This is a genomic window from Shewanella sp. 10N.286.52.B9, from assembly GCF_002873635.1.
Classification (GTDB): domain Bacteria; phylum Pseudomonadota; class Gammaproteobacteria; order Enterobacterales; family Shewanellaceae; genus Shewanella.
The window spans coordinates 1-13,904 of record NZ_MCTY01000164.1 but is presented as its reverse complement, the minus strand read 5'-3'; the positions used below and the strand labels follow the sequence as shown (position 1 = coordinate 13,904).

General features: G+C 41.0%; 10 protein-coding genes. 5 read left to right on the top strand and 5 right to left on the bottom strand.

Annotation, left to right across the window (positions count from 1 at the left end):
- Positions 1-15 precede the first annotated feature (15 nt).
- Positions 16-1,569: an AbgT family transporter gene (locus BCU91_RS09420; RefSeq protein WP_102531358.1), complete on the bottom strand. Its 1,554-nt coding sequence runs from the start codon at positions 1,567-1,569 to the stop codon at positions 16-18.
- Positions 1,570-1,960: 391 nt separating this feature from the next.
- Between BCU91_RS09420 and BCU91_RS09415 the strand changes: the two genes are divergently transcribed.
- Positions 1,961-3,556 carry a BCCT family transporter gene (locus BCU91_RS09415; protein WP_102439809.1) on the top strand — a complete coding sequence of 532 codons (1,596 nt, stop codon included), beginning with the start codon at positions 1,961-1,963 and terminating at the stop codon, positions 3,554-3,556.
- Positions 3,557-3,668: 112 nt separating this feature from the next.
- Here the strand turns inward: BCU91_RS09415 and BCU91_RS09410 are convergent, their stop codons facing one another.
- Together BCU91_RS09410 and BCU91_RS09405 are read right to left on the bottom strand one after the other, a co-directional pair.
- Complete coding sequence (locus BCU91_RS09410; protein WP_102439808.1) at positions 3,669-4,175, bottom strand: cupin domain-containing protein; 507 nt, start codon at positions 4,173-4,175, stop codon at positions 3,669-3,671.
- A 210-nt stretch (positions 4,176-4,385) separates the two neighbouring features.
- Entirely contained in the window at positions 4,386-5,390 is a 1,005-nt protein-coding gene (locus tag BCU91_RS09405; RefSeq protein ID WP_102531357.1) for a kelch-like protein, read from the bottom strand.
- Positions 5,391-5,641: 251 nt separating this feature from the next.
- Here BCU91_RS09405 and BCU91_RS09400 point away from each other — a divergent pair, with 251 nt between their 5' ends.
- Together BCU91_RS09400 and BCU91_RS09395 are read left to right on the top strand one after the other, a co-directional pair.
- Positions 5,642-5,824 carry a hypothetical protein gene (locus BCU91_RS09400; RefSeq protein ID WP_102439805.1) on the top strand — a complete coding sequence of 61 codons (183 nt, stop codon included), beginning with the start codon at positions 5,642-5,644 and terminating at the stop codon, positions 5,822-5,824.
- A 61-nt stretch (positions 5,825-5,885) separates the two neighbouring features.
- The gene (locus BCU91_RS09395; RefSeq protein WP_102531356.1) at positions 5,886-7,745 is read left to right on the top strand and encodes an SLC13 family permease; all 1,860 of its coding nucleotides are present in this window, start codon (positions 5,886-5,888) and stop codon (positions 7,743-7,745) included.
- A gap of 117 nt (positions 7,746-7,862) precedes the next feature.
- On the opposite strand, the gene BCU91_RS09390 is transcribed toward BCU91_RS09395, so the two are convergent.
- Entirely contained in the window at positions 7,863-8,528 is a 666-nt protein-coding gene (locus BCU91_RS09390) for an SDR family oxidoreductase (RefSeq protein WP_102531355.1), read from the bottom strand.
- 148 nt (positions 8,529-8,676) lie between these two features.
- Positions 8,677-10,692 (bottom strand): NADPH-dependent 2,4-dienoyl-CoA reductase, encoded by a 2,016-nt coding sequence (locus BCU91_RS09385; protein ID WP_102476844.1) that lies wholly within the window; start codon positions 10,690-10,692, stop codon positions 8,677-8,679.
- A 163-nt stretch (positions 10,693-10,855) separates the two neighbouring features.
- Here BCU91_RS09385 and sppA point away from each other — a divergent pair, with 163 nt between their 5' ends.
- Together sppA and ansA are read left to right on the top strand one after the other, a co-directional pair.
- Positions 10,856-12,697: a signal peptide peptidase SppA gene (gene sppA, locus BCU91_RS09380; protein ID WP_102476845.1), complete on the top strand. Its 1,842-nt coding sequence runs from the start codon at positions 10,856-10,858 to the stop codon at positions 12,695-12,697.
- Positions 12,698-12,859: 162 nt separating this feature from the next.
- On the top strand, positions 12,860-13,870 hold the full coding sequence (gene ansA, locus BCU91_RS09375; protein WP_102435808.1) for an asparaginase: 1,011 nt from the start codon (positions 12,860-12,862) through the stop codon (positions 13,868-13,870).
- Positions 13,871-13,904: the final 34 nt, after the last annotated feature.

Here is a 13,904-nt window from a genome sequence, read left to right as displayed (position 1 = left end):
TAAATCATTAAGGGCTTAACCGTAGGTGTAACTTGCACCAAGGCCTAATGGGAAACCAATTGACCAATAGATCAATAACCAAGCGCTCCAAATAGACAACAATGCCAAGCTAAATGGCAGCATCATAGAAATTAACGTACCAATGCCTATGCCTTTCACATAACGTTGACAGTAAACTACCACCAACGGGAAGTATGGCATCAATGGGGTAATGATATTAGAGCTTGAATCGCCCACTCGGTAAGCGGCTTGGGATAAATCTGGGCTAATATTGAGCTGCATCAACATAGGAACCAGTACCGGCCCAATCAGTGCCCATTTAGCCGACGATGAACCAACAAATAGGTTAACGAAACCAACTAAAATCACCATGCCAATAACGGTAACTTCAGCAGGCAAGTTCATGGCTTTTAAGCCGCCTGCGCCTTCTACCGCAATTAACGCACCAAGGTTTGACGCTGAAAATGCAGCGACAAACTGGGCACAGAAAAACGCCATTACAATATAGTGCGCCATGCCACTCATTGATTTTGACATCGCCTGCACCACATCGGCTGAACTTTTAAAGGTGCCAGTCATAAAGCCATAAACCAAACCTGGCAATACAAAGAAGATAAAGATTAACGGCACAATTGATTGCATCAATGGCGCACTAAAACTGGTTAACGAACCACTAGCATCGCGTAAGGTTGATGTTTCAGGAATAGTTAATGAGAAAAAGCCAACTATCGCGGCCAACATCACCGCCGATGCCACTCTAAATGCATTTATTTCTTTAGAAGTAACCTCTTCCATTGCTGGTAAATCAACTTCTTCACGCTTTACTTTATGGCTACGATTAAGTCTTGGCTCAAGAATTTTATCGGTTAAATACCAAATTGTTAAGGTAATTGGGATACATGATGAAGCTGCAAAGAACCAATTATTGAGTGGGTTGACTTGAATATCAGGATCGACAATTTGCGCTGCCGACTGAGTAAAGCTTTGTAATAGTGGGTCAATTCCTGAGGGAATAAAGTTGGCGCAAAAACCGCCTGATACCCCTGCAAACGCCGCGGCAATACCAGCTAATGGATGGCGACCAACAGTAAAAAATATCACCCCAGCAAGTGGGATAACGACCACATAACCCGCATCAGTTGCGGTATGAGAAATAATCCCCACTAACACAACCGCTGGTGTTAAAAACTTTGCCGGGGTTATTTTTAGCATTTGCTTCAGCGCGGTATTGATAAAACCCGATTGCTCTGCAACGCCGACACCTAACATGGCAACAAGGACCACCCCTAATGGGGCAAACGCGGTAAAGGTAGACACCATAGAGGTTAAAAAGTGCGTTAATGCTTCAGCGCTAAGCAAATTATTAACCACGATTGGACTATCGGTTCTTGGATCAATTGCCTCAAAACTTACCCCAGACAATAAAGCTGAAATTCCCCATACTGCAAACATCAAAATTAAGAATAGCATTGCAGGATCTGGTAATTTATTACCCACTCGCTCAATACCATCTAATGCTCTTCCTAAAAAGCCGGGTGCTTTTTCTGAAGACTCACTTGTAGTTGTCATTTTAGCCCTACCTTCATTGATACCTTAATCCATTAGCAAAGCATAAATGCCATCAACATTTATCGCTAGTGGATAGAGGTTATATCTATTTTTGAATTTTTGTATTTTTCAGTTTATTAAACCAACCTTTAAGCAAACTTAAAAAAAGAGCCACAATGCTTATAAAAAAAGCATCAAACACAATATTCAGAACTTTATTCCGCAGTTTAGATATATTGACAATTACAGCACTACTAAAAAAACAGACAAACCCAAGGTGGCAACATAACAAACAACCCATTAACATCAGTAACTTGCGGTATTTTTTATTATAAAAACACTCATCACTCAGGGTCTAAATCTGTTAACCTTTAATAAAAATAGTTACTATAAAATGAGTTATTGAGGGCACATGAGTCAATCAAAAGACAAATACAGTATTAATAATACTGACTACGAAGTGGGACAAGATAATATCCAGAAATGGGGTTTTGATATCCACAATCCTGTTTTTGGTATCAGTGCAGGCTTAATCGCTGTTTTTCTAATTGCATTACTTTCAGTCGATGCAAGCACTGCAAAAGCAGCACTCGATGGCGTTAAATGGAAAATAATCAATAATTTTGATGTGCTTTTCATGTGGTCTGCAAACTTTTTCTTACTATTTTGTATCGCCTTAATTATTTCTCCCTTTAGAAAAATCCGCCTTGGTGGCAATGACGCAGTACCCGAATATTCCATATTTTCATGGATGGCGATGCTATTTGCAGCAGGAATGGGCATTGGGCTGATGTTTTGGGGCTTAGCAGAACCTGCAGCTCATTATACTGGTTGGTTTGAAACGCCCGGTGGTGTCGAGCCATTTACTGATGAAGCCATTAAAGCTTCTCTAGGTGCTACCATGTTCCATTGGGGTCTACACCCATGGGCAATATATGCGGTAGTAGCATTATCAATGGCCTTCTTCACATTCAATAAAGGCTTACCCCTGTCTATGCGCTCTGCGTTCTACCCTATTTTAGGTGATAGAACTTGGGGTTGGTTTGGTCATATCATTGATATATTGGCAGTGCTTGCCACTCTGTTTGGTTTAGCAACATCACTAGGCTTGGGCGCTCAACAAGCTGCCAGTGGTATAAGTCATGTATTTGGGATCAGTAATGGCATTTCAACTCAACTTATTATTGTTGCATTTGTTACTTCATTAGCCATATTTTCAGTGATTCGCGGTATGCACGGCGGCGTTAAAGTTCTCAGCAATATTAATTTACTGGCAGCTTTTGCTTTATTGTTATTTATCATAATAATGACTTTTTCCGTCACTCTGACCTATTTACCGATTACTATCATGGGCTATATTGAAAATATTATTCCATTAAGCAATCCACATGGTCGAGAAGACGAAGCTTGGATGCATGGCTGGACAGTATTTTACTGGGCGTGGTGGATATCTTGGTCACCATGTGTGGGGATGTTTATTGCACGTATTTCTCGCGGTAGAACAGTAAAAGAATTCCTACTTGGCGTACTATTGATACCAACAGCGATTACTATTTTTTGGATGGCAACATTTGGCGGCAATGCTATTGATCAAATCATCAATCAAGTCGGTGAATTAGGTGCCAATGGGCTAACAGATATCACGCTAGCGTTATTTCAGGCTTTTGACGTAATGCCAATGACTTCGATAATTTCGATTCTTTCAATCATATTGATCATGGTGTTCTTTATTACTTCATCTGACTCGGCTTCACTGGTCATAGACAGTATTACATCCGGTGGTAAGATTGATGCACCAGTGCCACAACGTATCTTTTGGGCAACCACAGAAGGCGCTATTGCAGCGGTATTATTGTATGTTGGTGGTACAGAAGCGATACAAGCCCTTCAAGCGGGCGCTATATCCACAGGACTCCCTTTCACCATTATCTTACTGACAATGTGTGTAAGCTTAACAATGGGTTTGAAATCGGAAATGGATATTAACCAGAAAAACTACGCTAAGTAATAATTGTAGTTCTAATTAAAATTCCATTAAGTAGAATATAAAACCAGCAAAATACTATTAAAAATAGATTTGCTGGTTTTTTTTGCATTAAAGCTGACTATTATTTCACCGGTTAAGGTTTTTCGACATTAACGCCTTTACTACTTGCTCGAGTAATAAAAAACTTCATTGATACATCGCCAGTATTAAATATGCCGTGTAAGTCCCAGGGGGAAACATACAATACATCGCCAGTTTTTGCAGGTGTTTCCACGCCGTTTAACGTCCAAATACCCGAGCCTTCTACAATGTATAAATACTCCTCTTCAGCATGTTGGTGAGGCGGATGAATTTCGTTGTTAGGTTCTATAATTGCCAAACCCACAATTGTATCCTTGGTGCCTATTGTTTCGCCGTAAAAATAGGTGTAGAAATCACTACCATCGTAAGCTGTCTTATGGGTGTTTTCAAAGTTAACAATACTAGATTGAATATGACTATTTGATTCATTATTTATAGCGTTAGTTTCATTCGAATCTGTATTTTTTACAAAGGCACACGACGTCAGAAAAGTTATAGATATCGAAATAATTAAGTAAAATCCCGATACTTTTGCCATTTTTGACAGATTATTTTTCATAGCTTGTTCCTTATCGTAAATAAATTGCCAACTTTAACTTAAGCACTTTCATAAAAAAGTACTCAGCCGGCTACCTATTTATCTGATCCAATAGCCCCTTCACCAACTTGTTAAATTTTCAGGTATTAATATAACCAGAGACACATATATTCTTATCTGTGATTCAGATTAACTTATCAATTTTAGGTATATTGCATTGTCATTATTAAGCTATTTATCATTATTAAAAATAGCATCGAGCTTAATACGTTCAACTGAATTTAATTCGGGTGATCCACCCTGCATACCAGAACCTGAGGCAATCCATAGGTAGCCATTTGCTTCGATAACACCACTCCCGTGTCTTCCTTGAATTAAAGAAGGCTTTTTAAGCCATTGTTTTGATTGGCTATCAAATAAGTGAACTTCTTCATGAGCTTTATTGGGATCGGCACTTTCTCCCCCGACTACTATCAATTTATTTTGATGAGCGAATATTGCAATGCCAGCTCGTGGGATTGGTAATTCGTTTCGCACTACTTGCCATTGATTAGTCTCGATATTAAATACATCAAGTTTGCCTTCAACTAACTCAAAGACTTGATTGTGCTTGCCTAGAGTTCTTCGTCCCCCTGCAACATAAATATGATTATTTATTAGCGCAGCTTGAGCATGGTCTCGCGCGTGTGGGGCATCATTTAGAATAGTCCAGGTATTGGTCATAAAGTCATAGCGATCAACCCAGTTAACATTGCCATCTAGGTGACCGTTAGTAATACCGCCAATAAGGTAAAGGGAATCGTTTTTAACAACAGCAACGGCACTACCTCTTAACCTTGCTGGTGGAATAGCAGGACCTTTTTCCCATTTGTTTTCATTGGGGTAAAAATAATAAATATTTTCAACTGGCGTCTCAGCGGGATAAGCTCCAGTTAACGCCCCTGCAATAACAATTTTGTTTTTCCATACACTTGGTTGAAAGTGATGTAGCTCTATGGGGGATTCTTGTAAAGGGCGCCAAATTAACAAATTAGGGTCAAACTCATCAACGGCTTTTATTCCTCTGCCACCAATTAAATAACCCTTATCTTCAAATTTGATAAAGCCCGCTTCGTGGCGTGCAGAGAAAGAGTTCGACGTTGCTATTTGCTGCCAAGTGGTTGTGGCTGTTGCGTTAAGTACAACAAATAGTGAAACAAATAGTGAAACAAACAAGGCCACCAAAGATTTAACCATTGAAAAATCTACTCTTTATTGCCTTAAACTAATGTATTTAGACTGGAGTGTTATGCTTAATGCGGTCACCTAATTAGATGTGAATTTTCAAAGCTCTAGTGGTCAAAAAATATTGGCAAACCTCAGCAAGATTAGCAATCTATACATTGGTACCCCTCCTTTAAACATTAAATAATTAGCGACTTACTTAGCAGAACTACAATGTGTCACCTATGCTTTAGATAATCTGAATATAAATCTGTAGGTTGTACATGACTGTGAGAAAAAGCATCCCCAAGGTTGCCGATACTGTTTTAGTTGATGGTCATTACATAGTTGAGCAACGATCTTATGTTGAGCGCCGCAAAAACAAATCGGCTATCGTTCGTTATGACCGCAGAAAACAGCGAGACCCACGTTTACCGCAATTTAAATCTATTGACGAGGTGGTGTGACTTCAATAGCCGATAGGTCTAAATAATCATTTCAACAACCATCCTCTAAAGACCAAATACCATGTCACCAAATCAAATTATCATTGTCATAATCTTATTCGTTACTATGGCGCTTTTTTTATGGGGGCGCTGGCGTCATGACTTAGTCGCTATGTCTGCCTTGCTTGTTTGTGTATTCACAGGTCTAGTCCCAAGCAGTGAAGCTTTTACAAGTTTCAGTCACCCAGCAGTCATCACTGTGGCCGGTGTGCTGGTATTAGGCTATGGCCTGCAACGCTCCGGTGCTGTCGATATATTGGCAAAGTACTTATTACCAGCTCAAGCGGGACCAACCTTGAGTATACTGGCGCTGATCAGTTTGGCGGCCTTGCTATCAGGGTTTATGAATAATGTAGGCGCCCTTGCATTACTAATGCCTATTGCGATTCAAATGGCTGCTAAATATGACTTACCTGCAGGGAAAGTATTAATGCCACTGGCATTTGGTTCAATTTTAGGCGGGATGACAACTTTAATTGGTACGCCAACAAATATCGTCGTTTCTGGATTTCGTGAATCCAGCGGATTAGGTAGTTTTACCATGTTTGACTTTTCGCCAGTAGGTGTTTGTATTGCTCTGGCTGGAATCGTGTTTGTCGGTTTATTTGGCTGGCATATCGTACCCAGTCGCAAACAATCTTCATCTGGCAGTTTTGATACCGGTAATTACTTCTGTGAAGTTAATATTGTGGCTGGCAGTATTGCTGAAAAAATGAATCTGCGAGAAGTAGATAAATTGCTTGATGAGGCCGATGCTCAAATTATCAGCATGATCCGTCGCGAGGTACACCTCACGGCCCCAAATCCAAATAGAGTGCTACAAATTGGTGATATCCTGATCATAGAAGTCGAACCGGAATCTATCCCTAAAGCACTTTCTAGCCTAGGGCTAGAACTTGAACCAGAAAGCGCTATTACAGAAGAAGCGCAAACTGTAGCAGTGGTTGAAACTAAACTGCAAAAAAAAGGCGACGAATCAACACCAGAATCTGCTAAAGATGATGATAATGACACAAGTAAGCCTGCAGAAATTATCATGCAGGAGCTAGTCGTAATGCCAGGCACCACAATAGTTAATCGCTCGGTATCCGATATTGAATTACGTAACCGCTATGGTATCAATTTACTCGCCATTTCTCGCCAAGGCCACCGCTCAGTAAAACGTTTACGATCTACCCCGATAAAAGCCGGTGACGTATTATTACTTCAAGGTGATCCTGAATCTGTATCAGGTTTTGCATCTCAGTACGGCTGTTTACCTTTAGCTGCACGCGATATCCGAGTACCTAAAAAAGGACAGGCACTGACGGCTTCAATCATCATGGTGTTGACGCTTGTCGCCGTCGCTTTTGGGCTATTACCCGCTGCTGTTGCATTCGTGGCTGGTGCTCTGGCTTTTACGCTGTTTGGTATTGTACCCGTTCGCGCTATTTATACGTCAATCGACTGGCCCGTGATAGTGCTACTCGCAGCCTTATTACCTGTGGCGAATGCCATGTATACCACAGGTACCGCCGATTTAATCGCCCAGTTTTTACTTGATAATATTGCCCAGAGCCATGCAATAGGCGCATTAGTTTTGGTCTTAGTGGTGACCATGTTTTTATCTGATTTAATGAATAATGTGGCAACTGCAGCAGTCATGTGCCCGATCGGGATCAGTACTGCAGCCCAACTTGGGGTTAACCCTGATACATTCTTAATGGCCATAGCGATTGGGGCATCATGCGCGTTTTTAACGCCAATAGGTCATCAAAACAATACCCTGATCCTCGGTCCTGGTGGGTTTCGCTTTGGGGATTATTGGCGACTGGGTTTATTACTTGAACTTATTGTGGTGTCAGTGAGCATACCTATGCTGCTATGGGTGTGGCCATTTTAATCAACATTGCTGAATTTCTAATAGCTTCCACATAATGCATTCACAAGCTATATTTTATATCGCTTGTGATCAGCAATGGGCTTTTTAATAATCAGTTTTGACGTTTTGCCTTTAATCTTACCAAGGCAACACTTGACCGTTTGAATGTTTAAATACGCCAGTTTGACTCATATCAAGTTGCGTTATTAAACCTACAATACGCGCAGCTGATTCAGTTGCTGATATATCACCGCCATGATTTACCATATCTGTTTGTACATAACCTGGGTGATATATACCGACCGCAACCTCTTTTGATGCTAAGTCATGACTTAACGACATTGATGCAGCATTTAAAGCAGCCTTTGACATACGGTAACCATAACGACCACCTGAGGTATTATCTTCGATAGAGCCCATTCTTGAGGTTATCATCGCAACTTTACCACCAACATTTAGTTGTGATTGTAGCGCAGCAACAATACGCAACGGAGCCAGTGCGTTTACTTCAAACTGCTGGCGAATCGTATCTATGTTCAGATGAGCTAACTGCTCATCACGTAAAATACCCGCATTGCACACCAGTACGTCAATTAACACACCAGCAAGTGAGGTTTTCATATTATGAATCCCCTCATCGGTAGCCACATCAATTTGAGTAATTACATTAATGCCCAATTCGTCGAGCTCATCTGAAGTATGACGACACAAACCAAAGACTTTATCGCCTTGCTGCTTAAATAATTTTGCGAGAGCTAAACCAATTCCTCGGTTTGCACCCGTAATAACAACGTTTTTTGACATAGGATAATCCTTAAACACTGAGCTCTGCATTGAAACAAACCTCAATAAGTAAACTTAGTAATTATATTTAATACAAATAGTGAATATTATCAGTAAACAAAAAAACCTAGCAAATTGCTAGGTTTTTTAATTAATACTCACCTTAAGCTTAAATCGCCATGGCCAGCTCAGCGCCTTGTCTAATAGCGCGTTTAGCATCTAATTCAGCGGCAACATCAACACCACCAATAAGGTGAACTGGTAACCCTGACGCTTTCATCTCATCGACTAATGTGCGGTTAGACTCTTGCCCTGCACATAAGACTACATTATCAACCGCAAGAATTTCTGACTGCTCACCGACTTTAATATGTAACCCTTGTTGGTCAAACTTTTCATAGCTAACACCGGTTTTCATATTCACTTGATGCTGCTTTAAAACACTACGATGGATCCAGCCGGTTGTTTTACCTAAACCTTTACCCATTTTAGTGGTTTTACGTTGCAGTAAATACACATCGCGACTTGGGTTATGCTCTGATTCGTCAGTTAAACCGCCAGCATGTTGATAGCTTTTATCAATACCCCATTGCTTTAACCACTTTTCAGGCTGTAATGTTGATGATTCCTTCTCGCACAGGAAATGCGCCATATCAAAACCAATACCGCCAGCACCGATTAACGCAACTTTATCACCAATCTCTACTTCACCTTTTAGCACTTGCTGATAATCAACCACTTTAGGATCATCAAATCCCGGTAAGGATAACGCCCGTGGGACAACCCCAGAGGCAATAATCACTTCATCAAACTTTTCAGTGGCTAATACTGCTGCATCTAAACGGGTGTTTAATCGTAATTCGACATTATGCAGCTTCATTTGATTTTTGAAATAACGAATGGTTTCGTGAAACTCTTCTTTACCTGGAATTTTACGCGCTAAGTTAAATTGGCCGCCCACTTCGTCTTTAGCTTCAAACAATACTACTTCATGCCCACGTGAAGCGGCATATACAGAAAACGCCATTCCAGCAGGGCCTGCGCCCATAACCGCAAGACGTTTTTTACCTGTGGTTGGGGTAAAATTAATCTCAGTTTCATAACATGCACGTGGATTAACTAAACAGGTAGCACGTTTCATTGAGAAGGTATGATCTAAACACGCTTGGTTACAACCAATACAGGTATTGATTAATTCACTTTGATCAGCTGCCGCTTTATTAACAAATTCAGCATCGGCTAAGAAAGGCCGCGCCATTGATACCATGTCAGCCTGACCCGATGCGATAATTGATTCACCAATTTCAGGGGTATTAATACGGTTAGTCGCAATTAATGGCACATTAACTTCTGATTTGAGTTTTTCAGTCACCCATGCAAAAGCGCCGCGCGGCACACTGGTGGCAATGGTAGGTACACGTGCTTCATGCCAACCGATGCCGGTATTGATGATGCTCACACCAGCACTTTCTAGCCATTTAGCCAGTTGCACTACTTCATCCCAGCTTGAGCCATTGTCGACTAAATCAAGCATAGAAAGCCTGAATATTATGATAAAATCGCTACCGACTTTGGCACGAATAGCATTAACAATTTCAACGGGGAATTTAGCACGCTGAGTAAAGTCACCGCCCCACTCGTCGGTACGTTTATTGGTACGCGAACTGATAAACTGATTAATTAAATAGCCTTCTGAGCCCATTACTTCAACACCGTCATAGCCCGCTTTTTTTGCAAGCGCAGCGCTAGATGCATAATCTTTAATGGTATTACGCACTTGTCTTGATGACATTGCTGACGGCGTAAAAGGGGTAATAGGTGATTTTATTTTGCTTGGCGCTAATGAAAATGGATGGTAGCTATAACGGCCTGCATGTAGAATTTGCATACAGATTTTGCCATCCGCTTCATGGACTGCATCGGTAACAATTTTATGTTTGCTTACTTGCCAAGGAAAACTTAATTGGCATGCATGAGGCGCTAGCCGACCTCTGAAATTTGGCGCTATGCCACCGGTGACAATTAAGCCACAGCCACCTGCTGCACGTTCTTTATAAAATGCAGCTAGTTTCTCAAATCCGCCCTTTTCTTCTTCTAGACCCGTATGCATTGAACCCATCAATACACGGTTTTTTAACTTGGTGAAGCCTAGATCTAAGGGTTCTAATAAATGTGGAAACGACATTCAAACATCCTTTTTAAACAAGTGATTTAAACTAGCATACAACGACATAATCATAAGCTCAATCATTTAGCGTAGCTATTGTTAAAAACCGTTACAATTCAATTTCCCAAAATCACTCAAGATCAGTTAGCATTACACTATTAGAATGTTACAGGAGTGGCTAATGTCCGCTAAACCCTCATTAATTAAGAGATTCTTTGGATTTATTTGGAAAACCATCAACGGTATTCGTAAATTAATCCTCAATATCATTTTCTTCGGCATCATTGCCATGATCATTATGGCTATGACATCTGAAGAAGAAATCACCATTGAAGATCAATCTGCCTTAGTCTTAAACCTATCTGGCAGCATTGTGGATCAAAAACGTCATGTTGACCCGATTGAAGCGATATTTAAACAAAGTAACACTGATGATCCGGAAGCAGAAATACTTTTAGCCGACATTCTTTACGTCATTGAAAATGCCACTCATGACAAACGTATTAATAGCATCGTATTGAAAATGGGCAATTTACGTAGTGGTGGGATCAGTAAAATGACCGCCATTGGTGATGCCTTAAACAAGTTTAAAGAAGCGGGTAAAACCGTGGTTGCTGTTGGCAATTCATACGAGCAAAATCAATACTTCCTGGCAAGTTATGCGAATACCATTTATCTCAACCATAAAGGTGGCGTGTCACTTGAAGGCCTTAGCAGCTACCGTATGTTCTTTAAAACCGCACTTGAGAAAATGAACATCAGCACCCATGTATTTAGAGTCGGCACTTTCAAATCAGCGGTCGAACCCTTTATCCGTGATGATATGTCAGCGCCGGCAAAAGAAGCCAGCAACGCCCTGCTTACTGACTTATGGCAAAACTTTGAAACAACCATTGCCACTAACCGTCAAATTGCGACCGAGAATATCGTATTAAACCCACAAACCTACCTAGCGGAACTTGATAGTGTTAACGGTGACTCAGCTCAATTAGCGATAAAAATGAATTGGGTTGATGAATTAGTCTCAGATGAGTCATTTAGACTCGCCATGCTTAAAACCGTAGGTCAAGAAGCCAATGGCGACTCATACAAGCAAATCTCTTTTTCTAAATATTTTAATTTAGTACAGCCAATTCCTTCACTGATAGAACAAGAATCTGTCGGCATTGTGGTCGCCAAAGGTAATATCCTCAATGGCAAACAACAAGCGGGACAAATTGGTGGCGAGAGCACTTCAGCACTATTAAAGAAAGCCCGCTTTGATAACAAAGTTAAAGCAGTCGTGCTACGTGTCGACACCCCAGGTGGGAGTGCATTTGCTTCTGAAAAAATTAGACAAGAAGTCATTGCCCTTAAACAGGCTGGTAAACCCGTAGTGGTCAGTATGGGTAGCCTAGCGGCATCTGGCGGTTATTGGATTTCAGCAAGTGCTGATTACATTTATGCCACTCCAACTACCCTCACTGGTTCTATCGGGATCTTTGGCATGTTTGCCACCTTTGAAAAAGTCTTGTCCAATTGGGGCATTAACTCAGATGGTGTGTCGACCTCGCAATGGGCTGGTATTTCGGCGACCCGTGAGTTAGACCCAAATATTTCTGCTGTCATACAACGCCATATTGAACACGGCTATCATGAATTTATCTCGTTAGTTGCCACTGAACGAAACATGTCGTTAGAACAAGTAGACCGCATTGCCCAAGGCCGTGTTTGGTCTGGCACCCGCGCCGTTGAACTGGGGTTGGTTGACGAACTTGGCGATATGGATAGCGCCATTGCTAAAGCGGCTGAAATGGCTGAAATGGTAAAGTTTGATACTAAAGTCATCGAGCAAGAGCTCACAACCGAGCAAATCTTCATGCAAAAAATGCTCGCATCTGCTGCAACATATTTACCTGTAGCAACCACACAGTCACCTATGGTTGAACAATTTATGGGTCAATGGCGCACTGTTGTTGAACAAATGACTCAGTTTGATGATCCCAATGGCCTATACATGTATTGCGAACTCTGCGATTACTAAGCTATTGTGATTGTTTAATCTTGTTAGGCATGAAGTCAGAATAAGATCAAATTGAATTATCTTCAAAAAAGCCCGTTATTCGGGCTTTTTTATTGGGTTTTATTCAGCTCAAGCCGTATAATTTGCAGATTATATAATTTAAGTGGTTGAGAATTCATTACAATGACAAAACGCTCCATATACGTTGCCTATACTGGCGGTACGATTGGTATGCGCAAAACCGATGATGGCTTTGCACCTGTGGCAGGATTTTTAACTGATTGTGTAAAGTCCATGCCAGAGTTTTACCATGAAGAAATGCCAACCTTTGTCATTAATGAATATTCACCATTGATTGATTCTTCAAACATGGCACCACCTGATTGGCAGCGCATCGCCAATGACATCAAAGCCAATTACCATAACTACGACGGCTTTGTGATCTTGCATGGCACTGACACCATGGCATACACGGCTTCTGCCTTGTCATTCATGTTACAAGGGCTATCCAAGCCTGTTATCGTAACCGGTTCGCAAATCCCATTAGCTCAGCTGCGCTCAGATGGGCAAACTAACCTGCTTAATTCACTGTATATTGCGGCGAATTATCCCGTCGCTGAAGTGTGTTTATTCTTTAATAATAAGTTGTTTAGGGGCAACCGCTCAACCAAAGCCCATGCTGATGGTTTTGATGCTTTCGCGTCACCTAACTTTCCTATATTGTTAGAAGCTGGGATCAAAATTAATTTACGTGCAGGTAAGATCACCGAGCCCACCACTAAGCCCTTAGAGGTGATTAACATCAGCCCGCAACCTGTAGGGGTGATCACCTTATACCCAGGTATTTCAACTGAGATTTTTAACAACATCTTAATGCAGCCAGTAAAAGCACTTATCTTACTGACCTTTGGTGTTGGGAATGCGCCTCAAGATAAAGCCTTATTAGATACCCTTAAACAAGCTGATGAACGTGGCATTGTAATTGTTAATCTAACCCAGTGTTTTCAAGGAAAGGTGAACATGGGGGGTTATGCGACGGGTAATGCATTAGCCAAAGCTGGAGTGATTAGCGGCTCAGATATGACCATTGAAGCAGCATTGGCTAAATTACATTATTTACTATCAAAAAATTTAACTTCAAATGAAGTAAAAATCGCAATGCAGCAAAACTTACTGGGTGAGCTAACTGAATAAATTTCTGAAAATAAATATGTAATGTACTTTAGAC

Coding starts and splice junctions, on each gene's coding strand:
- BCU91_RS09420 (WP_102531358.1), bottom strand. CDS start 1,569: ATGACAACTACAAGTGAGTCTTCAGAAAAAGCACCCGGCTTTTTAGGA.
- BCU91_RS09415 (WP_102439809.1), top strand. CDS start 1,961: ATGAGTCAATCAAAAGACAAATACAGTATTAATAATACTGACTACGAA.
- BCU91_RS09410 (WP_102439808.1), bottom strand. CDS start 4,175: ATGAAAAATAATCTGTCAAAAATGGCAAAAGTATCGGGATTTTACTTA.
- BCU91_RS09405 (WP_102531357.1), bottom strand. CDS start 5,390: ATGGTTAAATCTTTGGTGGCCTTGTTTGTTTCACTATTTGTTTCACTA.
- BCU91_RS09400 (WP_102439805.1), top strand. CDS start 5,642: ATGACTGTGAGAAAAAGCATCCCCAAGGTTGCCGATACTGTTTTAGTT.
- BCU91_RS09395 (WP_102531356.1), top strand. CDS start 5,886: ATGTCACCAAATCAAATTATCATTGTCATAATCTTATTCGTTACTATG.
- BCU91_RS09390 (WP_102531355.1), bottom strand. CDS start 8,528: ATGTCAAAAAACGTTGTTATTACGGGTGCAAACCGAGGAATTGGTTTA.
- BCU91_RS09385 (WP_102476844.1), bottom strand. CDS start 10,692: ATGTCGTTTCCACATTTATTAGAACCCTTAGATCTAGGCTTCACCAAG.
- sppA (WP_102476845.1), top strand. CDS start 10,856: ATGTCCGCTAAACCCTCATTAATTAAGAGATTCTTTGGATTTATTTGG.
- ansA (WP_102435808.1), top strand. CDS start 12,860: ATGACAAAACGCTCCATATACGTTGCCTATACTGGCGGTACGATTGGT.